The organism is Terriglobia bacterium, assembly GCA_020072785.1.
Lineage (GTDB): Bacteria > Acidobacteriota > Terriglobia > Acidiferrales > UBA7541 > Acidiferrum.
Map to the genome: position 1 here is coordinate 1,037,540 of JAIQGG010000002.1, position 21,483 is coordinate 1,059,022.

At 64.9% G+C, this 21,483-nt stretch carries 19 protein-coding genes and 1 tRNA gene; 6 read left to right on the forward strand and 14 right to left on the reverse strand.

All coding sequences use genetic code 11. The features are described 5' to 3' along the window. Window position 1 precedes the first annotated feature (1 nt). The 3 genes from LAN61_07770 to LAN61_07780 all read right to left on the reverse strand — a co-directional run bounded on the left by LAN61_07770 (window position 2) and on the right by LAN61_07780 (window position 3,835). Complete coding sequence (locus LAN61_07770; GenBank protein ID MBZ5540401.1) at window positions 2–883, reverse strand: polyprenyl synthetase family protein; 882 nt, start codon at window positions 881–883, stop codon at window positions 2–4. A 40-nt stretch (window positions 884–923) separates the two neighbouring features. Further along, window positions 924–1,196 (reverse strand): exodeoxyribonuclease VII small subunit, encoded by a 273-nt coding sequence (locus tag LAN61_07775; GenBank protein MBZ5540402.1) that lies wholly within the window; start codon window positions 1,194–1,196, stop codon window positions 924–926. 191 nt (window positions 1,197–1,387) lie between these two features. Then, window positions 1,388–3,835 (reverse strand): penicillin acylase family protein, encoded by a 2,448-nt coding sequence (locus LAN61_07780; protein ID MBZ5540403.1) that lies wholly within the window; start codon window positions 3,833–3,835, stop codon window positions 1,388–1,390. Window positions 3,836–4,005: 170 nt separating this feature from the next. On the opposite strand from LAN61_07780, the gene LAN61_07785 reads away from it, so the two are divergent. The 3 genes from LAN61_07785 to LAN61_07795 all read left to right on the forward strand — a co-directional run bounded on the left by LAN61_07785 (window position 4,006) and on the right by LAN61_07795 (window position 7,368). Then, window positions 4,006–5,394 carry a hemolysin family protein gene (locus LAN61_07785; GenBank protein MBZ5540404.1) on the forward strand — a complete coding sequence of 463 codons (1,389 nt, stop codon included), beginning with the start codon at window positions 4,006–4,008 and terminating at the stop codon, window positions 5,392–5,394. A gap of 187 nt (window positions 5,395–5,581) precedes the next feature. Beyond that, the gene (locus LAN61_07790; protein MBZ5540405.1) at window positions 5,582–6,502 is read left to right on the forward strand and encodes an ABC transporter permease; all 921 of its coding nucleotides are present in this window, start codon (window positions 5,582–5,584) and stop codon (window positions 6,500–6,502) included. Beyond that, complete coding sequence (locus LAN61_07795; protein MBZ5540406.1) at window positions 6,499–7,368, forward strand: ABC transporter permease; 870 nt, start codon at window positions 6,499–6,501, stop codon at window positions 7,366–7,368. The genes LAN61_07790 and LAN61_07795 overlap by 4 nt, the downstream gene beginning before the upstream one ends. Window positions 7,369–7,569: 201 nt before the next feature. Here LAN61_07795 and LAN61_07800 read toward each other — a convergent pair whose 3' ends face one another. Next, the gene (locus tag LAN61_07800; protein ID MBZ5540407.1) at window positions 7,570–8,364 is read right to left on the reverse strand and encodes an SAM-dependent chlorinase/fluorinase; all 795 of its coding nucleotides are present in this window, start codon (window positions 8,362–8,364) and stop codon (window positions 7,570–7,572) included. A gap of 263 nt (window positions 8,365–8,627) precedes the next feature. Here LAN61_07800 and LAN61_07805 point away from each other — a divergent pair. Continuing rightward, window positions 8,628–8,701 (forward strand) — tRNA-Gly (locus tag LAN61_07805). Between the two features lie 44 nt (window positions 8,702–8,745). On the opposite strand, the gene LAN61_07810 is transcribed toward LAN61_07805, so the two are convergent. Both LAN61_07810 and mdlC read right to left on the reverse strand, forming a co-directional pair. Then, window positions 8,746–10,035: an MFS transporter gene (locus LAN61_07810; GenBank protein ID MBZ5540408.1), complete on the reverse strand. Its 1,290-nt coding sequence runs from the start codon at window positions 10,033–10,035 to the stop codon at window positions 8,746–8,748. Between the two features lie 56 nt (window positions 10,036–10,091). After that, entirely contained in the window at window positions 10,092–11,708 is a 1,617-nt protein-coding gene (gene mdlC, locus LAN61_07815; protein ID MBZ5540409.1) for a benzoylformate decarboxylase, read from the reverse strand. Between the two features lie 202 nt (window positions 11,709–11,910). Here mdlC and LAN61_07820 point away from each other — a divergent pair, with 202 nt between their 5' ends. Further along, window positions 11,911–12,840, forward strand: coding sequence for a 2-dehydropantoate 2-reductase (locus LAN61_07820; GenBank protein ID MBZ5540410.1), 930 nt, complete (start codon window positions 11,911–11,913; stop codon window positions 12,838–12,840). Window positions 12,841–12,970: 130 nt separating this feature from the next. Then, complete coding sequence (locus LAN61_07825; protein MBZ5540411.1) at window positions 12,971–14,275, forward strand: phenylacetate--CoA ligase family protein; 1,305 nt, start codon at window positions 12,971–12,973, stop codon at window positions 14,273–14,275. Between the two features lie 4 nt (window positions 14,276–14,279). Here the strand turns inward: LAN61_07825 and LAN61_07830 are convergent, their stop codons facing one another. The 8 genes from LAN61_07830 to kdsA all read right to left on the reverse strand — a co-directional run bounded on the left by LAN61_07830 (window position 14,280) and on the right by kdsA (window position 21,460). Then, window positions 14,280–15,848: a GMC family oxidoreductase gene (locus LAN61_07830; protein MBZ5540412.1), complete on the reverse strand. Its 1,569-nt coding sequence runs from the start codon at window positions 15,846–15,848 to the stop codon at window positions 14,280–14,282. Window positions 15,849–15,871: 23 nt separating this feature from the next. Next, the gene (locus LAN61_07835; GenBank protein MBZ5540413.1) at window positions 15,872–16,420 is read right to left on the reverse strand and encodes a gluconate 2-dehydrogenase subunit 3 family protein; all 549 of its coding nucleotides are present in this window, start codon (window positions 16,418–16,420) and stop codon (window positions 15,872–15,874) included. A 252-nt stretch (window positions 16,421–16,672) separates the two neighbouring features. Continuing rightward, the gene (locus LAN61_07840; GenBank protein ID MBZ5540414.1) at window positions 16,673–17,032 is read right to left on the reverse strand and encodes a PilZ domain-containing protein; all 360 of its coding nucleotides are present in this window, start codon (window positions 17,030–17,032) and stop codon (window positions 16,673–16,675) included. Window positions 17,033–17,172: 140 nt separating this feature from the next. After that, the gene (locus tag LAN61_07845) at window positions 17,173–17,883 is read right to left on the reverse strand and encodes an rRNA pseudouridine synthase (protein ID MBZ5540415.1); all 711 of its coding nucleotides are present in this window, start codon (window positions 17,881–17,883) and stop codon (window positions 17,173–17,175) included. A 108-nt stretch (window positions 17,884–17,991) separates the two neighbouring features. Beyond that, complete coding sequence (locus tag LAN61_07850) at window positions 17,992–18,795, reverse strand: glucose 1-dehydrogenase (protein MBZ5540416.1); 804 nt, start codon at window positions 18,793–18,795, stop codon at window positions 17,992–17,994. Window positions 18,796–19,052: 257 nt separating this feature from the next. After that, window positions 19,053–19,550, reverse strand: coding sequence for an HAD hydrolase family protein (locus LAN61_07855; protein MBZ5540417.1), 498 nt, complete (start codon window positions 19,548–19,550; stop codon window positions 19,053–19,055). 114 nt (window positions 19,551–19,664) lie between these two features. Beyond that, complete coding sequence (locus tag LAN61_07860) at window positions 19,665–20,624, reverse strand: KpsF/GutQ family sugar-phosphate isomerase (GenBank protein ID MBZ5540418.1); 960 nt, start codon at window positions 20,622–20,624, stop codon at window positions 19,665–19,667. Continuing rightward, window positions 20,621–21,460, reverse strand: a complete 840-nt coding sequence (gene kdsA, locus LAN61_07865; GenBank protein MBZ5540419.1) for a 3-deoxy-8-phosphooctulonate synthase — start codon at window positions 21,458–21,460, stop codon at window positions 20,621–20,623. Before kdsA ends, LAN61_07860 begins: the two co-directional genes overlap by 4 nt. Window positions 21,461–21,483: the final 23 nt, after the last annotated feature.

Below are 21,483 nucleotides of genomic sequence, written 5' to 3' on the forward strand. Positions count from 1 at the left end.
CTCAGGCGCGGCGCAGGGCGAGGAATTCGGCGATCTCGCGCAGGCGCGCGGCGCGCTTGCCGTAGGCCGCGAGTTCGCTCATGGCCTTTTCGGTCAGCTCGCGCGCGATCTGGTGCGAGCGCTCCAGCCCGAAGACCGCGGGGTAGGTGGCCTTCTGCTGCGCCACGTCCTTGCCCGCCGTTTTGCCCAGCGCCGCGGAGGACTCTTCGACGTCCAGAATGTCGTCGGTCACCTGGAAGGCCCAGCCGATGGCGTCGCCGAAACGCCGCAGCCGCGCGACATCCTCTGGCGCGGCGCCCGCGCAGTGCGCCCCCGCCAGGATCGCCGCGCGAATCAGCGCCGCGGTCTTCGAGCGGTGAATGTACTCGAGCATTTCCGGCCCGACCTTTTTGCCCTCGGCTTCCAGATCCGCCACCTGGCCGCCGACCATGCCGTTCACGGTGCCGGCGGCGGTGGAGACTTCCAGCAGAATGGCCACGCGCCGCTCCGCCGCCACGGGCGTTTCGCCGATGGCCTGAAAGGCTAGCGTGAGCAGAGCGTCGCCTGCCAGGATCGCCGCCGCTTCGCCGAATTTCTTGTGGCAGGTGGGCTTGCCGCGGCGCAGGTCGTCGTTGTCCAGCGCCGGCAAGTCGTCGTGGATCAGCGAATAGGTGTGGATGAACTCCAGCGCGCACGCCGGATGCAGCGCGGGCGTCACGTCGGCGGTAAAGATGCGCGCCGACTCCAGGCACAGGACCGGCCGGACACGCTTTCCGCCGGCGAAGACGCTGTAGCGCATCGCCTGGTGGATCGAGGGCGGCGGCGTGGTCGCCGCGGGAAGCAAGCGCTCGAGCGCCGCTTCGACGGCCAGGCGGTCTTCTTCAAAGAAGGCAGGGAGTTTCATTGCAGGGGATCCGGCCTCCGGAACGCTGCGCCGCGGGGCGTCACGACGCCTCTTCGCCTTCCGGCGCAAAAGGCTCGGCGGCGAGTTTGCCATCGGCCTTCTTCAGCAGAATCTCGACGCGGCCTTCGGCCTCTTCGAGTTGTTTGTGGCACTCCTGGGAGAGCGCCACGCCCTCTTCGAAGAGCTTCATCGCTTCATCGAGCGAGAGTTGCGGACTCTCCAGCCGCCGCACGACCTCTTCGAGGCGCGCCAGCGACTTTTCGAAGTCCGCCTTCTTCGGCGGCTCGGGCTTCTTCGGAGATGGTGAATTCACGCGATTCGCTCGTTACGCGGGCCGCACTTCGTCTGGCAGCGCGCGCGGAAAAAAACTCCGGCCGGCCGTCCCGGCGCATACGCCGGATCGCAAACCACGACTGCCGGACCAAGACAGCATTCTAAGTCACGGCGGAGAAGCGAAACAATCGCTTTGTGCGGCCTGCGCGTTTTTCCGGCCGCCCCGCGAGTTTACGGCGCCGGCTTCAGCGTCAGCGTGTGCCGCCGCGCCGCGTCTTCGGCGGCCTGGCTGAACGGCGCCGTGATGGGCTTGCCCTCGAACCAGTAGGAGAACTGGTCCTTGTAGTGCGCGCTGCCCAGCTGCCCGGACTCTCCCGCCGGAATCTGCATCAGCGATGCGTCCCAGTCGCTCAGGTCGGCGGTGAAGCGCATCGAGGGGCCGTCCGTGGGGCTGGCCGCGCGGATCGAGTAGCGCGTGCCGTTCTGCGGCTGGCCGGTGATGCTCAGCAGCCAGCGCAGGATCCCCTTGCGTCCCAGGGGATGCAGCATCTGCAGGGAATTGAAGCGCTTCCAGGCCCAGCCCGAGACCCGCTTGCTCCCCGATTCGCGTTCCAGGCGCGCCACGGCGCGGTCCGCGGCGGCCGCCAGAAGTTCGTCGTAGCTGCCGTACTGCTTGGGCAGCCAGCGCTCGGGCCGCTCCGTCAGCACCTTCTGCACGAAGACGCTGCTGCGCCACTGGTAGAGCTTGGTCTCCTCGCCGAGATAGGGCTGCAGCAGCAGACGCAGCGTTTCCACCCGCACCGCTTCGAGAAACGAAACTTCCGGCTCGTCCGCGCCGGCCTCCCCGCTCCAGTCCTTCAGCCGCTCCAGCAGCTCGCGCGCCCGCGCATCGTGCGGCTGCGCCACCTGGCCCGCGGCCACCAGTTGCCGCGCGAGGAACAGATGCGCATAGCTATAGACGTCCGTCTGCACCGTCAGCATGTCTTCGGCATGCAGCCCGCTTTTGTCGGCCAGCAGGTCGTAGATCCGCGCCGTGCGGTAGGGCAGTTCCCAGCGGTCGGTGAGATACGGTTTGTACTTCGGTCCCACCACCCGCGCATTCGCCGTCGCGATCAGCCCGTCATCCGGATTGAACACTTGCGGAAGCTGATCAAAGGGTATGTACCCGGTCCACTCATAGTCGTCGGTATCGCCCGGCACCGGCACTTCGCCGCGGCCCTTCTTCCGCACCGGCACCCGCGCGGCCATGATGTAGCCGATGTTGCCGTCCACGTCGGCATACACCGCGTTCTGCGCGGGGCCCCAGACGCGCTTGAGCTCGTTGCGGAATTCTTCCCAGTTCCGCGCCCGGCCCAGCCACTGGTAGGAATAGGCCAGCCCGCCGGGTTCCAGCGCGGTCCAGCGCAGCGCGTAGGCTTTTCCGCCTTCGCGGCGCACCACCGGACCATGGCGCGTGAGCGCCACGGTGAATTTCTCGTCCGCCTGGCCCTTCACGCGGATGGTCTCCGGCACGAACTGCGCCGCCTGCCATTTGCCGTGCACCCGGTATTCCCCGGGATTGGCCGGGTTGAACGTCTCGACGTACAGGTCCTGCACGTCCGCGCCATTGTTGGTGAAGCCCCAGGCGATGCGCGCGTTGTGCCCGATGATCACCAGCGGCGCTCCGGGCAGGGTGAAGCCTTGCACGTTCCAACCCGGCGCGGTCAGGTGAATCTCGTACCAGATCGACGGCACAGTCAATTGCAGGTGCGTGTCGTTGGCCAGTAGCGGCTTCCCGGAGGCTGTGTAGTCCCCGCTGACCACCCAGTTGTTGCTGCCCAGGCCGCGATGAATGTCCTCGGCGGCCGCGGCGAGCCAGGAGTGCACCGAGGGCCACAGCGCCGCCGCCACATCCGGCGTGTCCGGGGTGAAGCGCAGCGGCGGGGAAGGCGCCGCCGCTTTGAGCACATTGTCCGGCTGAATTTCGTCTTCGTCATCCTGGTCGCTGTCTCCGGGCTGCCCGTGATCGCTCTTTCCCGCTTCGCCCACTACATACCGGTCCAGCTCCGATTCCTGGGAGAAGAGCTCCCGCGCGCGCTCCGCGCCCACACGCTCGGTCACTTTCGCGCGGTTGAGCTCGGCTTCCCAGGTGTGCGTGAGGTCCTGATACATGTAGCCCACGATGACCAGCGTGTCGGCGGGCTGCCAGGGACGCGGTTGGTAGCCCAGCAGGGAAAACTCCAGCGGCAGACGGTCGCGGTGCTGCTCGATAAAGCGATTCACGCCGCGCGCATAGGCTTCCAGCGCGGCGCGCGATTCCGGATCGAGCTGCCCGGCGTCGCGCTCGGCCGCGCGCGCCAGCCCCAGCGTGCGGTACTGGCGGTCCACGCCCAGCGCCAACGGGCCAAAGATTTCAGAGAGCTCTCCGCGCGCCACCCGGCGCATCAGATCCAGCTGCCACAACCGGTCCTGGGCCATGACGTAGCCCTGCGCCTCGGCCAGATCGTTGAGCGATCCCGCGCGAATGTGCGGAATCCCCCAGGCGTCGCGATCCACCGTGACGCTCTGCGCCAGCCCGGGCAGCGGCGCGCTGCCATCGAGCTGTGGCAGCGGCCGGTAGACGTAGTGCCACGCCACCGCGCTCCCCGCGACGAGCACAAGGGCGGCGATCCAGAATAGAATGCGGAAGAATCGTTGCACGCGGACTCTCAGGCGAAATAAATGCAATTCGAGTGTAGAAGAGCCTCCGCATGGACGCAACCCGCGGTTCTTCTCCGGTGACGTTTCGCCGCGGCCCGGGCTTTTCCCGGGGGAGGAGCGCGCAGGCCCGCCGCTGCTGCTACAATGCATTAGGAGAACCCGGTACACCCATGGTCGCCATACGACTTCTGGCGCTTCTGGCGCTGGTCGGGCTGAACGGCTTCTTCGCCGCGGCGGAGTTTTCGCTCGTCGCCGTGCGTCTGTCGCGCGTGCGCCAGCTCATGGCCAAGGGCGACGCCCGTGCCAGGGTCGTCCACGACCTGCTTGGCGACCTGCACCGCGTTGTCTCCGGGGTGCAGGTGGGCATCACCCTCTCCAGCCTGGCGCTGGGCGCTCTCGGCGAATCCACCCTGGCGCGCATCTTTCGGCAGATCTGGGAAGGCACCCCGGGCACGCGCACGGTGATCGTGGCCCACGGTCTGGCCTTGGCCCTCTCCTTCGCCCTGCTCAGCATGCTGCACGTCGTGCTTGGCGAGTTGGTCCCCAAGACGATCAGCCTGGCGCGCGCCGAGCGCGTGGCCCTGCTGATTGCCCGGCCCTTCAACGGCTTCCTGCACACCTTCCGCTGGGCCATCGACATCCTCGACGGCATGTCCAGCCGCGTCGTGAGGTCCCTGGGCGTCGTTTCCCCCCTAAGCCACACCGTGGCCCATTCCGCAGAAGAATTGCAGATCCAGATCCAGCAGGCCCGCGAGCGCGGGCTGCTGGCCCCCGGCGAGGAGCGCTTTATCCTCAATGCCCTGGAACTTGGCCGGATTCAGGTGCGCGAAATCATGGTGCCGCGCCCGGATGTGCACATGGTCCCGGTCGAAGCCTCGCTGGACGAAGTCATGCGCGTCTTCGCCACCACCCAGCGTTCCCGCCTCCCCGTCTATCGCGGCACCGAAGACCATGTCCTCGGTTTCGTGCACATCAAGGACATGCTCTGGGTCGTCCTGGACCGCGATCGCCGCCGCGCCGAAAATCTTCCCCCGGCGGAGTTCGACCTCCGCCAGGTGCTTCGCGAGCTACTCATCGTCCCGGAAACCAAGCCGGTGAGCGAGCTGCTGCTGGAACTGCGCGCGCACCGCGCAGCCCTGGCCATGGTGGTCGACGAATTCGGCAGCATCCTCGGCCTCGTCACCCTCGAAGATATCCTCGAACAGATGGTCGGAGAGATTCACGACGAGTTCGACGTTGTCGAGCGCCCCCTGACCCTCGCTGACGGCGCCCTGATCTTCGACGGCGCGGCCAACGTCCGCGATCTCGACGCCCAGTACAACATCACCCTGCCGGAAGATCCCGCCTACGCCACGGTCGGCGGATTCGTCCTGGCCCAGCTCGGCTTCATCCCCCGCGGCGGCGAAAGCTTCGAATACGGCGGCCGCCTCTTCACCGTGATGGAAATGGATGGCCGTCGCGTCGCCCGCGTCAAGATTCACCGCCTGCGCGCTCCCGAAAAAGAAGCGCCGCCCGCCGCCTCTGCCGCGCCCGAAAAGAAGCCGCAGCCGGGAGGATAGAAGCTGCTTGCTCCGTGCCAGCTGTCCCGCAAAATGCGGCCGGCGCACCGGACAGGGTTATCCCCAGCGCAACGCGTTCTTGACGCTCCGTATGGTTTTTCAGAGCGATTGCCGATTCCGACCCGGCCGGAAGGGGGAACTCTTCGATTTTGGCATTTGTGAGATTGCGTTATAGTGGCTGCGACCGATGACGCGCCACCTCTTCCAGCGATTCCTCCTCGCACTCCCCGCGCTGTGGCTCGTCCTGACCATGGTCTTCCTCCTCATCCACATCGTGCCCGGCGATCCCGTCGAGCAGATGCTGGGCGAGGGCGCGGCGCCCGGCGAACTCGCCCAGCTTCGCCACTCGCTCGGCTTGGACCAGCCGCTGCACGTGCAGTATGCCCGCTACCTGCGCCAGCTCGCGCACGGCGATCTGGGCCAATCCCTTAAATTTCAGGCTCCCGTGCGCCGCATCCTCTTTGAACGTTATCCGGCCACTCTCGAGCTGGCCTTCCTGGCCCTGCTGATCTGCGCGGCCATCGCCATTCCCGCCGGCGTGCTGGCCGCGCACCGCCGCGGCCGCGCCGCGGACCGCGCCGTGGGGCTCTTCACGCTGCTGGGCCTGGCCGTGCCCAATTTCGCCCTGGGGCCCCTGCTCATCCTCCTCTTCTCCATCGCCCTGGGCCTGCTGCCCGTCTCCGGGCGCGGCGGCCCGCTCTCTTTCGTGCTCCCCGCCGCCACACTGGGCGCGGCCCTTGCCGCCATCCTCACGCGCATGGTGCGCGGCGCCATGATCGAAGAGCTTTCCAGCGACTATGTGCGCACCGCACGCGCCAAGGGGCTCCCGGCGCGCGCGGTCCTCTTCCGCCACGCCTTCCGCAACGCCCTGATCCCCATCGTCACCATCCTTGGGCTGCAGTTCGGCACCCTGCTCGCCGGCGCCATCGTCACCGAATCCATCTTTGCCTGGCCGGGCATCGGCCGCCTCACCGTCCAGGCCATCTCCTCGCGCGACTATCCGCTGCTGCAGGGTTGCATCCTGCTCATCGCCGTTTCCTACGTCTTCGTGAACCTGCTCACCGACTTGCTCTACGCTGTAGTGGATCCCCGGGTGCGCCTGCAATGAGCGCCCCGGCCGCAGTGCGCAACTTTCTTCGCCACAGCCTGCTCGGCCGTCTGGGCTTCGCCGCCGCCGCCCTGCTGTTGGCCGCCGCGCTGCTCGCTCCGTGGATCGCTCCGGCGGATCCCGCGGCGCAGAATCTTGCGGCGCGCCTGGAATCTCCCGGGGCAGGGCACTGGATGGGCACGGACGAACTTGGCCGGGACATCACTGCCCGCGTTCTCTACGGCGCGCGCATCTCGCTCTTCGTCGCCGTCTGCGTCGTCTGCGGATGCGGGCTGACCGGCCTGGCCATCGGGATGCTATCCGGTTACGCCGGCGGCTGGTTCGACCGCATCGTCAACGTCGTCCTCCTCAACGCCTTTCTTTCCTTTCCCGGCGTGCTCCTGGCCATCGCCTTCGCGGCCTTTCTCGGCCCGGGCATCGGCAAGGTCATCCTCGCGCTGGTTATAACGGGCTGGGCGGGCTACGCCCGTTTGGCGCGCGCCCAGGTGCTGAAGGTCAAAGAACTCGAGTACGTCCTGGCCGCGCGCTCGCTGGGCGCTTCGCATGCGCGCCTGCTCCTGCGCCACCTCCTGCCCAATATCCTTCAGCCCATTCTCATTCAGGCCACCATCGGCATGGCCGGAGCCATCCTCGCCGAATCCACGCTGAGTTTCCTGGGCCTGGGCGTCCTCGCCCCCGTACCCAGCTGGGGCGCCATGCTCAACGACGCCCGCAGCCATCTCTTCGACGCCCCGCACATGGTGGTCTTTCCGGCGCTCGCGGTGATGACCGCGGTTCTGGCCTTCAATCTTCTCGGTGATGCCTGGCGGGACTGGCTCGACCCGCGCACCCGCGCCCACTTGCAATCCCTGGACCTCGCCCGGTAGCCCAAGAGAAATGCGGACAAGAAGCCGTCTCCATTTGGGGAGACAACGCAGCAGGTACCGTCAGTTCGAGCGCAGGGCGTTCTCTGTGCTTCGGACGGGTTTGCGGAGTGAGAGCACTCGCTTCGATTCTTGTAATTGGGAGAGGACCTTCTGAAGCATCCGCGCTGGACCGTGCGGATACCTGCTCCTTTGAGGAGCGCCCTACGAAATAGCCAGCGTCACCGCGGCGCCGCGGCCCGCCGCCAGCACCCGCGCCGCGCTATTCTTGTTCACCGCGATTTCGATATATCCGCTCGACCCGATGATGGCCACCGGCTCGTTCGGTTCGCCCTGCGCGAAGTTGGCCACCAGGCGCTTGACGTCGCGCTCGTTCACCTTCATCTGCACCGCGGCGGACTTCAGTATTCCTTCGGGAAGGTCCGCGGTCGTGAGGTTGGTCATCAAGTTGCCGAAGTGATCCACTTTCAGGATCACGCCCTTCATCAGCCCGTTCTCCGTCTTGGGCTTGGGCAGGGAGAAGCGCTTGAAGTCCGTGATCTCGTCGCCCATGCTGGCCGGCAGCCAGGTCTTGGAGAGCCATCCGGCCACCGGCGCGAAGACGTCGCGTCCGTGAAACGTCTGACTGATGGGGTGGAGAAAGTAGTGCTCGGCGGTGAGCATGCGCACGACCACGTCGTCGTTTTGCTCGTAGACGATGGAGAGCACGCCATTGTCCGGCGCGATGAAGTATTGCGAAGCAGCCCGCACCAGCAGCGGCCGGCGCTCCGTGCCCACCCCGGGGTCCACGATCACCACGTGAATGGAGTGCGGAGGGAAGAAACGGTAAGCGGAGGCGATGGCCAGCGCCCCGTCCAGCACGTCGAAGGGCGCCACGGCGTGCGTGATGTCCACGATCGTCGCGTCCGGATTCACGTTCAGAATCGCGCCCTTGATCGTGCCCACAAGATGTTCGCTGGTGCCGTAATCGGTGGTCAGCGTTATGATCGGATGCGCCACGTCTGCTCCCGCTCCGGGGACCCGCTGAACTTTCCAGGCGGATGAGCTGTTTCCCGGCAATCGTTAACGCTAATGGAGCGCTCCAGCTCCGTCAAGATACCGCTGGCGTCCTGCTGTGCAATCGCCAACAGCCCGCGAAACTCGCCCGCTTCCGGGGCGCGCTGCGCAACGAATTTCGCGTTGCTTTTTTCGCCTTTCTTCCTCCGCCGGCGAGCAAACTCGGCTTGTCAGTCCGTCCCGGTTTTGCTACGGTAAGTACCAGAGCGGGCGTCGTACAATGGCAGTATAGAAGCTTCCCAAGCTTCGGACGTGGGTTCGATTCCCATCGCCCGCTCCAGAAATCTCGATGATTCGATTGCTCTTGCCCTGACAGGAAGGGAATTACGCTGCCGCTGCTTGCGCATCGCTCATCCGCGTGGCGGGCCGCGGCATGGTCGCGAAAGCCAGGGCGATGATCCCGGTCAGGCTGAGGAGGATATTGAGTTCGAACGCCAGTTTATAGCTCCCGAAGCGGTCGAATAGTTTTCCGCCAATTACTCCGGCGGGAGAACAGACCATGCCCGTCACGAGCAGCATCATTCCATTGACCTTGGGAAAAGCCGCAGGGCCGTAGAAGTGGCCCGTGATCGTGTTCGAGCAGACAAAGGTCCACCCGAAGCCCATTCCATAAAAGATCGCGGCCAGGAAGGCGATCTTGAGCGCGTAGGGGTTGACCCGCATGGCCAATACCGAGCCGGCCACATAGCAGCATAGACCAATCATAAACGCGTAGCGCGCGGCCATTATGTCCATCAGCCACCCGCCGATCAACCGCCCGCCGATCCCAGCCAGGGTGAACAGCCCCATGGCCCAAGCCGCATCCGCCGCGGAAATGCCCGCGCCCTTCAAGTGCAGAATCCAATGCGCGGTGAAAAAGAAAAACGGAAATTGGCAGGCGATCCCGCCGGTTAGAATCAACCAGTAGGTCGGCGTCTTATAAGCCTCCCACGGGGTCCACGGATGCTTCGTGACCAATGTATTCTCCGGGGAACCGTGCGCGCCGAGGGCCTCTTCCGGCAGCCCATCCACGAGTTGTCCCAGATCTTCCGGTCTTTCTTTTACAAAAAGAAAGGCGATGATCGCGGACAGCACCGCGATCCCCGCCACAACCTGCCAGGCTTGCCGCCAGTTGCCTCCATTCGCCGCCAGCACCCGGTTGATCAACGGCGCGGCGACAAAGCCTGCTGCGCCGGAGGCCCCCAGGGTAATGGCCATGGCTCTTCCCCGGTAGCGCTTGAACCAGCGCGTCACGATCGTGGCCGCCGGTACGATGGTGCCGAAGCTGATGCCGGTGCCGATCAAAACCCCAAAACTCACCAGGTAGTGCCAGGGACGAGTCGCGAAGAACGCCAGCCAAACCGCGCCCAGGAGAATGAGCGTGGACCCGATCCCGAACGTCACCTTGATGCCCCAGCGCAGGATGACGGCTGCCACCACAATCGAGGGCAGCCCGATGAACAGGTTCAGCAGGGTGAAACCCAGGCCGAACGTGCTGCGGCTCATGGCAATCTCTTTCACCATGTAGGTGTGAATGACGGCGCCGCCGTACAGCGGGAAGCCCATATTCAGGAAATCCAGGGAATACAAAGCGGCAACCAGCTTCCAGCCGTAAAACCCCTTCTTGTTGACCATGGGTCCCCTTTAGGAAATCTTTGCGGAGCGCCTGCGCACGCCCTGCGTGCCGGCTTTCAGCGATAGTTTGGGGGATTCACCGACTGATCCATCCCCATGCAAGTAGGTCCCGCCTTCGCCACGTTGACGCTGATCAGGCGCGGCCCCTGCGACGCGAACGCCTCTTTCAGGACGGCCTCGAGATCTTCCGGCCGGTCCACCTCCTGCGCCGTCATCCCATAACCCTGGGCCAGCTTGACCATGTCCATACCCGGCAGATCCATGCCGTGAACATTGCGGCCCACTTGCGTGAAATCACAAAAGGATTTCAATGCCGAATAGTCGGCGTTGCGCAGAACGATAAAGATTACCGGGGCATTGCACTGCACGGCGGTCCACAGCGCCTGGATCGAATACTGGATGGAACCGTCACCCACGGGGCAGACTACTCTCCTGTCCGGATGCGCGAGTTGCAGACCGACGGCGGCGGGCAGGCCAAAGCCCAGGATGCCGGTGCGCACCGAGTAGAACGACCCAGGTTGATCCGTCTGCAGATAGCGGTCCAGGTCCCCCTTCGAGGACGGGCATTCTTCGCAAATCACCGTATCCCGCGGCATGATCCGGTTCAGAACGCTGAACAAATAACTGGGCGTCATGGGATAGCTGGGCTGAGGCGCGGGTGGTTCCTTCCGCGGCGAAGCAACGCTGCGTTCCCGCGCCTTGGTATGGGTACGAATGTATTGCGCTGCCGTGGCCAGATTTCCCACGACGCTGCTTCCCGCCAATGCCGCAGAAGCGTCGAGCGGCGAGTTGGTGATTTGGAAGAGCCGGGTTCCCGGCTTGATGGGATTGCCGGGCACGTAGGCGTAATACAGGAAAATGGGCGCGCCCAGGACCACCACCGTGTCATACGCGGCCAATTGCTCGGCCAGCGGCCGTTGCGCGGGCAAGAGGCCGCCTTGAAAGAGCGGGTGCGTCCGCGGGAATGTCCACCGCGACGCGATCGGCTCCTGGTACACATCTGCTTGCAGGTGCTCGGCAAGCGCAAGCACTTCCTGCCATCCGCCGTCTTCCTCAATCTGCGCGCCGGCGACGAGGACCGGATTCCGGCTGGCATTGAGCGCGTGAGCCACGGCGTCGAGCGCGGCGGGGTCGGCCAGGACGGTCTGGCTCATTTCCCGCACCGCCACTGCCGGGCATTCGTGATTCCAGTCGTCCATGGGGATGGAGATGAATACCGGTCCCATGGGTGGTTGCATCGCCAGGTAGTAGCCCCGCGCAATGGCCGCCGGCACGTCCTCGGCCCGCACCGGCTCGCAGGCCCATTTCACGTAGGGTTTGACCACTTCCGCCGCCCGGCTCACGAGAAAAGGTTCCGCCAGGATTTGCCGGCGATCCTGCTGCCCAGTGGTCACGACCAACGGAGCGTGGCAGTAGAAGGCATCAATCAGTGCGGAGAGCCCGTTGCCGGCGCTGGCGATCGAATGCAGGTTCACGAACGCCGCTTTTCCCCGGGCCATGGCGTATCCCAGCCCCATGCCGGCTGCGCAGCGCTCATGCAGCGCCAAGACGTAGCGGAAATCCGCGGGCATGTCCCGCAGAAACGGTATTTCGGTGGACCCGGGGTTGCCGAAGATCACTGTCATTCCCGAGTCGCGCAACACCTGATATGTGGCTTCCCTTACCGTGCTCACCGTTAGGCTCCGGATTCGCTGCATCTCGCGTCGCGAGGTGCGGAAGTTATACCATTTTTTCCCAAAGCCGGGGGAAACAGCCGCGGCAAAGCTGCGGCCTGGTTTTATCGCGTGGTTGAATCCCTATTCCGAGAGATGATATCGTCTCTGCCTCTCTACACCGTGTGGGCGATCCGCAGTTTAAGGATCTGACGGAACTGCTATGGCTGTGAAGGTCTGCATTGTGGGCTGTGGCGCGATTGGCAGCGTCATCGGGGCGCACTTGGCGCGCCTCCCCGACGTGGCGGTCTATGCCTGCGACACCTCCGCGGAACATACCTGCGCGATGCGCGAGCGCGGATTGCGCATCAGCGGCGCGGCCGAATTCACCGCCAGGCTCCACGCCACATCTCAGCCCCGCGAGATTCCCCTTTGTGATTTTGGCATTCTGGCCACCAAGAGCTTGCATACCCGGGCGGCGATCGAGCAGACGGCGCATATCTTCGGGGTTTCCGGCGCCGTCTGTTCGGTGCAGAACGGTCTGGGCAATGAAGAGATTATCGCCGAGCACGTGAACCAGGTGATCCGCGGTGCGACGACCATGGCGGCGCACCTGCTCGGGCCCGGCCACGCGGAATTGGAATTCTATAGCGACCTGTGGATCGGCCCTTTCGAGTCCACGGGCACTCCCTATGCCCGCGTCGCGCAGCTCGCGGAGATCATGAATCGCTCCGGGCTGCGCGTGGTCCCCCTCCACGATGCGCGCGGCGCGCAATGGACGAAGCTGATTTTCAATGCCGCCGTCAATCCTGTCGGTGCGCTCACTGGCCTTCACCATGGTGCGGCAACGCGTTTTCCGCCCACCGCCGCGCTGTATGAGGCCCTGCTCCGCGAAGGAGAGTCCGTGGCGCGGACGCTGGGCATCGCCTTGCATGGTGACGCCCGGGAAATGATCGCGGAAGGCGCGAGAGCGCCCGGAAAAAGAAAGGTAAGCATGTTATTGGATATCCTGGACCGGCGGCAGACCGAAGTAGACTTCGTGAATGGGGCCATCGCGGAGTGCGGTGAAAAACTGGGTGTCCCGGTGCCCCTGAATCGCGCGATCTGGCAGTTGGTGAAAGGGCTGGAGCACTCTTGGAAGGATCCCTCATGAAGGAGGCCAGGAAGATGGCACGCCGGACGCTCTTGCATTCCAAGGAGAGCTGCTTCCGAAGTGTTCCGGGAGCTTTCTGGCCACCGCGCGTCGCGCCGGGGACTTGGATGAACTTAAGACGGGCGGCCCGATGACTCAGTTCCACTACTACGATCGCAGACTGGAAACTCTGGAGCGCAAGCGGCTCCGAGAGCTGCAGAATGAGCAGCTGCGTCTCCTCCTGCAGGAAATGGGAGGGAATGGATTCTACGCGGAAAAATTCCGCGCCGCAGGAATTCGGCGGGAAGATGTGCACGGTGTCGAAGATCTCCAGAGCCTGCCGTTTACCACCAAGAGCGATCTGGTGGCCGAACAGGCGGCGCATCCGCCCTTCGGGCGTCTCTTAAGCTATCCACTCTCCCACTACCGCTATCTCCACCAGACTTCGGGTACTACCGGGCGTCCGCTGAAGTGGCTCGACACTCCCGAGAGCTGGGAGACCTGGCTGCGTTGCTGGGGCGCTGTCTATCGTGGCGCGGGCGCAACGGAAGACGATATCGTCTATTGCGCCTATTCCTTCGGGCCTTACGTCAGTCATTGGGCGGCCATCGAGGGCGCGAGGGGCATTGGGGCCCTGGCCATCGCCGGCGGCGGCCTCAGTTCCGAACTGCGCCTGCGGTCCATCCTCGACAATAATTGCACGGTCCTGCTCTGCACACCGACGTATGCGCTGCACCTCCTCGAAGTCGCCCGGCGGAACTCGCTCGATCTGCGCTCTTCCGCGGTTCGCCTCACCATTCATGCCGGGGAGCCGGGCGCGAGCGTGCCCAACGTCAAACGCGCGATTGAGGAGGGGTGGGGCGCGGCCTGCTATGACCATGCGGGAGCAACCGAAGTCGGCGCCTGGGGTTTCGCCTGTGAGGCCCGGAACGGGGCCATTCACCTGAACGAAACGGAGTTTTTCTTCGAGGTCATCGAACCGGCCACCGGCCGCCCCGCCCGGGAAGGCGAGCGCGGCGAGCTTGTGGTCACCACGCTGCGGCGCGCCGGAATGCCCGTCCTGCGCTATCGAACAGGCGATCTTGTGGAGCTGGGGACGGCACATTGTCCCTGCGGACGCACCCTGGCGCACATTCAGGGCGGAGTGATTGGCCGCGCGGACGACATGCTGATCGTGCGCGGGGTGAATCTCTATCCTAGCGCCATTGACAACCTGATCCGCAGCCTGCCCTATGTCCTCGAATATGAAGTGGAAATCCGGCGCTTGGCCGGAATGGACGACTTGCATTTCAAGATCGAAGCCGCAGGTGAGTCGGCAGGAGATCCCGCGCAGGGCGTGGCCGACGCCTTTCGCGCCCAGTTCAATATCCGCATACACGTAGAAAGGGTCGCCGAAGGCAGCCTTCCCCGCTATGAGTCCAAGGCGCGCCGTTACAAGCGGGTCTCCGGCGCCTGATCGCTCAGATCTTGCCCGCGGCCATTTGCCGGCTGATGTACTCCGCCTGCCGCAGGACCAAGGCCACGATGGTTAGCGTGGGATTCGCGGAACCTGGCGTGCTCATCATGCTGCCGTCGGAGATGAAGAGATTCGGGATATCGTGCGTCTGGCCCCAGCCGTTGGTTACTCCGTCCCGCGAATCGGCGCTCATGCGCGCCGTGCAGGTGTTATGCGTCGCCGGAAGACTCGGACCGGGGAAGATGCGTTTCGCACCGAGGGCCGCGTACATCCTGGACATTTGCCCCTGCGCATGTTTGCGCAAGGCCTGATCGTTGGGGTGCTCGTCTACGTGGACATTCGGCACCGGCAGACCGAAAGCGTCCTTAACCTTGGGATTCAGCGTGATGCGGTTCTCCGCGCGCGGCATATCCTCGCCATTGATTAGCAGGCCGGCGATATTCCGGTACTCTTCCATGATGGACGCGAAGTCCCGGCCCCAGCCATACGGCAGGCCCACTTGCGGCATGGTTGGCAGATCCAGCGCGACCAGTTCGATGCGGTACCCGCCCACGAAGCCACGCCGCGGGTCATTAGGCACTTCGTCTTCCACGACCCCTGCCACCGTCGCTCCGCGCCAGGAATAGACGGGCTTGTCAAAGATCCCCCATACATAGCCGACGATCTGATGACAGTAGTTGCGCCCCACCTGGTCCGAAGAATTCGCGAGACCCTGGGGGAACTTGGCGGATTCCGAGAGCAGCAGCAGACGCGGCGTCTCGATGCCATTGCCGGCCACGCACACCAGGCGCGCCTTCTGCCGCTGTTCCTGCCCCTGGCTATCCCGGTAGACGACCGCGTTGACACGGCTGTTGGCCCCGTGCTCAATGCGCATGGCCCGGCATTCAATCCGCAGATCCAGCTTTCCGGTCGCTTCGGCGCTGGGGATCTCCGTGTACAGCGTGCTCCACTTCGCTCCCATCTTGCAGCCCTGCACACAGAAGCCCTGCTGGATGCAGAAGCCGCGTCCGTCGTGGGAGCGCGAATTGATGGCCATGTGGCCGGTGTGCACACGCTTGTAGCCGAGCTTCTTCGCTCCCGCATACATCACTTTGAAGTTGTTCGAGGCCGGCAAGCCGGGCATGCCGTTGCGCCGCGTCACCCCCAGCCGGCGCTCCGCGAACTGGTAATAGTTCTTCAGTTCCGGATAGGAGATCGGCCAGTCGATCAGCGAGGCGCCGGGAACGTGGCCATAGGTGCTCTTGGCCCGCAGCTCCCAGGGTTCCAGCCGCGGCGTGGAGGCCGTCCAGTGCACCGTCGTCCCCCCGACGGTCTTGCAGTGCCAGGAGGGCAATCCTGGAAAGTCGCGGGCCACGCCCCAAGTGCCGCTTTGCGTCCTCGTATCCAGCCACGTCAATTGCTGGAAGGCTTCTCCAGGGACCTGCGAAAATGATGCCAGGGACTGCCGCTTGCCGGCCTCGAGCACCACTACCCGGATGCCCCGGCGCGTCAGTTCGTGCGCCAGCGTGCCGCCTCCGGCGCCCGAGCCGATGATTACGACCGCGCTACCGTCATTCAGATCTATGCGAGCCATCGCGAATCTCCACTCCTTGCCTGCTACACCGGCAGCGGACCGCTGTCCGCCAGCGGCACTTCCGGCAACCAGCGCAGATCATTGAATCCGCGGAAGAGATAGCCGCCTTTGGAAAATGCTTCGCCCTCGTAGCCAAAGTAGGCATAGGCGATGGGGTTGGAGTAGAGAACCTGCAGCGTCTTCTGGCGCATGGTTTGAAAAAATGCGGAGGTTTCAATCTTCTTGAGAGCTTCGACGCGCTCGCTTTCGGCGCTGCTCGCGAAGTTTGCTCCCAGGCCGGCGATGCCTTCCTGGATCATCTGGCGCGTCTTCTCGTCCTTGCTCGCATCGCCGTCCACCGCCTGGATGACCAGCGCGTAGGCGGCGTCATCCAGCTTGTCGTGCGGGATGATGGTGCGGGCCACGACCATCAGCGTGGCCGCCTCCGCGCTGCTGAGGGCCGTCAGATCCACGGCCCACGCGCGTCCCGGCGCGAGCAGCGCCAGCGAACTTCCCGCGGCCACCAAACCCGTCAACAGCCCGGTCGTGGTCTTGAGGAACTCCCGGCGATGCAGCGTGATGGGTTGGTCCATAGCTATTCCTCCTTCGGCGTCGGGCGGTGCATTGCCTTGCGTGACCGCTAAGCGGTCAACAGGGTACCGGACGTTTGCCGGAAATTAAAGTATTTTGAAATCCCTGTCCGCTGTGACCGCAGCGCGGTCAGCGTCTTGCGTGGCCGCAGAGCGGTCAACGCGCGAAGACAAAGCCCAAGCCTTGTAGGTTTTGTTTTGTGGTTCTGCGGGCGATAACCTCAGAGCGTGGCGCGGGCTGCGGTGGCGGATTTTTCAGCGGATGCGCAGTTCTTCCAGCCAATTTTCCAGGATAGTCTGGTCGTGGGCTTCGATCTCTGTGAAGACGATCCCCATGCGCGCATTGGGCCGCACGTTCGCCACCCGTCCCAGCGCGGAGAAGATAGCGCTGTTGTGCGCGATGCGGATGCGCACCTTGGTTCCCGCCTTCAGGGGCTTCGGCGTGTTTACATGGCACCCGAAAAGGCTCAGGTTCCTGGTCTGCTCTATCCACTGGGCCTCCGTCAGCACATCGGTGATTTCGATGGCGGTGACGAAGGAATAGCGGCGCGCGCGCGGCCTCTTGGCTTGCACCTGGGGCGTCTCCTCGGGGACATGGTGCTGCTGACGAGTCACTGAACTTGCACTCAGTTTATAGGCCCCCGGGGAACCCTGCCAGCGATTTGCCGCGCCTCTGCCCTCTACTAGTAAGCCGCAGCTATCTGAAAACACGGGTGGATAGCCGGTGCCGCTGGTTTTCGCGCCGGGCCCTTCTTCTATTGCTTCATGGCTTGGTCGAGAGCCTGTTTTTCGTCGCCGCGCAGGGGGCGGAAGGCGCCCTTGGGCAGGTCGCCCAGAACCACCGGCCCGATGGCCACGCGGATCAGCCGCAGCACTTCGATTTCCAGCTGTTCGAAGATCCGCCGGATCTGCCGGTTCTTGCCTTCGTCGAGCAGAATCTCCAGCCAGGTGTTGCGCTCCCCGCCGCGCAGGACGCCGGCGCGCTTCACGCCAAGAAAATCGCCGTCGTCGGTGGCCACGCCGGTCTCCAGCGCCAGCAACAGCCGCGCATCCGCCACGCCTCGGATCTGCACGTGGTAGGTCTTGTCCAGATGGGTCTCCGGGGCCAGAACCCGCGCCGCCCACTCCGAATCATTGGTCAGCAGCAGAAGCCCCTCGCTGGCTTTGTCCAGACGCCCCACCGGAGACACCCACGGCAGATTCCCGCGCAGGCAGGCGTACACCGTGTCGCGGCCCTTCTCGTCGGAAGCCGTGGTCACGATGCCCCGCGGCTTGTTCAGCATCAGGTACAGCTTCTTCGCCGCGCTAACCGCCGCGCCATCCACTTCGATCCGGTCGCTTCCCAGCCGTACCGCCGTCTCCGGATCCTTGCGCAGCGCCCCATTCAGCCGCACCCGCCCCGCGCGGATCAGCTCCCCCGCCTGTGTCCGCGAGCAATATCCCAGCTTCGAAAGCGCGCGCGCCAGGCCGATTTTTCTGGAGCGGTCGCCGAACGTCGCGCGTTTATTGTGCGGAGGAGCCACGCCGGAATTATAAACACGCCCTATAGAGTGTGAGTTGTCTGGAGATTCCGTTCACATGGACCCGGCGTTGGCCCCGCCATCCACCAGGTGCGCAATCCCGGTCACGAAGGACGACGCGTCGCTCACCAGGTACAGCACCGCCTGCGCGATCTCCTCCGGCTTGCCGACTCTTCCGAGCGGCCGCCGCGACATTTCCGCCACAAACTCCTCGTCCGTCTGCCCCAGCTGCTGCGATTCCGCGCGCAGCATCGGCGTATCGATGTCCCCGGGACAGATGCAGTTCACGCGGATCCCTTCCGCCGCATGGTCGATGGCCATCGCCTTGGTCAGCAGCACCACTGCGCCCTTCGAAGCGCAATATCCCGCCGCCTTTCTCCCGCCGTTGAGCCCCCAGTCCGAGGCGATATGCACGATCGCGCCGCCGCCGCTCCGCGCCATCGCCGGCACCGCAAACTTGGAAAGCAGGAACGCCCCCTTGGCGTTGACCGCCATCATCGCGTCCCAGTCCTCTTCCGCCAGTTCCACCACTGAATAGCGCCGGATGATCCCCGCGCAAGTGGCCAGGATGTGCAAGCCCCCGCAGCGCTTGGTCGTCGCTTCCACCACCCGCCGGCAATCCGCCGCCTGCGACACGTCCGTCTTTTCAAACGTGGCGCGCCCGCCCGCGCCGGCGATCTCTTGCGCCACCGCCGCGCCCTGCCTTTCATTGCGGTCGGCGATCGTGACGTCCGCGCCTTCGCGCGCCAGCAGCAGGGCCGTGGCTCGCCCGATCCCGGACGCCGCCCCGCTGACGATAGCCGCTCTGCCTGCAAGTATTTTTCTGCCCGCCCCAAATTCGGCCCCGGGTGTAGGCATGCGTCCCTCCGTGGTTGTGCTTCGTAGCGCCAGGCGGAATTTATCCCGGCAGAGTCGGGAGCCCGGCATCTCGTCTTCCATGGTCTGGCAGTTGGAAGGCCTGGACCGCAATGACGTTCGCCACTGTTTTTCGCAACCAGTCAAACGGCATTCTGCCATTCCGAGCGGAGCGGGCCGGCTTTTGCAGGCCCGCGAAGTCGAGGAACCGCTGGCCCTTCGCCCGCGTTGTTGGCGGGCGAAGAATCTCGTTTCGCTTTTCAATAAGGCGCCGCGCGCGCCTTGTCGATCATGCCTTCCCATTTCCCCTGGGCCTTCAGAATCAATTCCACCGCCTCGCGAATGGCCCCTTCGCCGCCCCGCGCTTTCGTCACGAAATGCGCGATGCGTTTGACCTCCGCTGCGGCGTCGCCCACCGCCACCGCCAGCCCCACCCGCTTCAGCAGCGGAATATCCGGCAGGTCGTCGCCGACGTAGGCTACGGCGGCGTCCGTTACTCCGGCCTTCTGCAGGATCTCCTCGTAGCAGGCGATCTTGTGCGACTGCTTCTGGTAGACGAACTCCATGTTCATCTCCCGCGCGCGGCGCGTCACCGCGGCGCTTTCCCGGCCGGTGATCAGCCCGGTGCGCAGGCCGGCGGTCCGCGCCAGCGTTAGCCCCTGCCCGTCGTGGGGATCGAAGGCCTTGAGTTCCACCGCCGTCCCGTCCGGCCGCGAGAGCAGCCAGACCCCGCGCGCCAGCGTGCCGTCCACGTCCATCAGCAACACCTGAATCTGTTTAGCCCGCTTGGCCAGTTTCGCCGGAATCTTCTTCGCCGCACGCGCCAAAGTCTTCTCCTCTTCTCTCCGTGCCCTCTGGGTTATATCTCTTTTCTAAATCAGTTCCAGCGTCCACAGATCGTGCAGGTGCACCACCCCGAGCACCTTGTGCGTCTCGTCCACCACCACCACCGCCGTGATCTTGCGCTTCTCCATCACGTTCAACGCTTCGCCGGCCAGCGCCAGCGGCCCGATCGTCTGCGGGTTGCCGGTCATGCACGCTCCCGCGGTCATCTCCAGCACCGCGCCTTTCTGCGTGGCCATCAGCCGCCGCAGATCTCCGTCGGTCACTACCCCTGCGAGCCGCCCGTCCGCTTCCACTACCGTGGTCATGCCCAGGCCCTTCTTGCTCATCTCGTAGATGACGTCCGGCATGCGCGCATCCCGCGCCACGCGCGGCAGTTCCACCCCGCCGTGCATCAGGTGCTCCACCCGCAGCAGCTTCTTGCCCAGCCGGCCCCCGGGATGCAGCGCCGCGAAATCGTCGGGGCTGAACCCGCGCCGCTCCAAGAGCGACACAGCCAGCGCGTCCCCCACCGCCATCGCCACCGCGGTGCTCGCCGTTGGCGCCAGGTTCAGCGAGCAAGCTTCCTCGCGCACGCTGCAGTCCAGCACCGCGTCGCTCGCACCTGCCAGCGTCGAGCGCATGTTCCCGGTGAGCGTGACCAGCTTTATCTCCAGCCGCTTCAGCGTCTCCAGCAGCCCCACCAGCTCTTCGGTCTCCCCGCCGTAGGAGATCGCCAGCATCGCGTCGCCCCGCGCCAGCATTCCCAGGTCCCCGTGCATCGCTTCCGCCGGATGCAGGAACAGCGACGGCGTGCCCGTGCTGGAAAGCGTCGCGGAAATCTTCCGCCCGATCAGCCCGGACTTGCCCATGCCGCTGACCACGATGCGCCCGCGGCAGTTGAAGAACAGTTCCACGGCCTTCTCAAAGCTGGTGTCCAGCCGCCCCAGGACGTCCTGAATGGCTTGCGCTTCGATGCGCAGCACGCGCCGCGCGGTCTCCAGGCTCATAGGACACCCCAGCGCCGCACCAGTGTGGAAAGTTCTTTGAGCCGCGCCAGCAGGGCAGGGAACAGCGCCAGCGGCAAGGCATTCGCTCCGTCGGAGAGCGCCTGCGCCGGATTGTCGTGCACTTCCAGGAACACCCCGTCCACCCCCGCGGCAACCCCCGCGCGCGCCAGCGGCTCGATGAACTCCGGCTGCCCCCCGCTTGCGTGGCCCAGCCCGCCGGGTATCTGCACCGAGTGCGTCACGTCAAACACCACCGGGTAGCCCAGTTTGCGCAGGATCGGGAACGTGCGCATATCCACCACCAGGTTCTGGTAGCCGAAGGAAGCCCCGCGCTCGGTCAGCATGATTTTCTGGTTGCCGGCCCCAGCGATTTTTTCCACCACGTTGCCCATCTCCCACGGCGAAAGAAACTGCGCCTTCTTCACGTTGACGATCCGCCCGGTTTTCGCGGCGGCCACCAGCAGGTCGGTCTGCCGCGCCAGAAACGCGGGAATTTGCAGGATGTCGCAGACTTCCGCGGCGGGCGCCGCATGAGCGCACTCGTGAATGTCCGTAAGGATGGGCAGGTGCAGCTCGCTCTTGATCTTGCCGAGGATGCGCAGGCCCTCCTGCAGCCCCGGCCCGCGATAGGACTTTCCCGACGAGCGGTTGGCCTTGTCGTAGGAAGCCTTGAAGATCAGCGGAACGCCGCACTCCCCGGCGATGCGCGCCAACTCCTCCGCCATCCGGCGGGTGTGCGCTTCGCTTTCGATCACGCACGGCCCGGCGATCAGAAACAGGGGATGGCCGCCGCCGAGGCGGAGCGAGCCAAGCGCGATCTCGTGCACGGGGGTCATGGCCTCAAAGGCTACGCAGACAG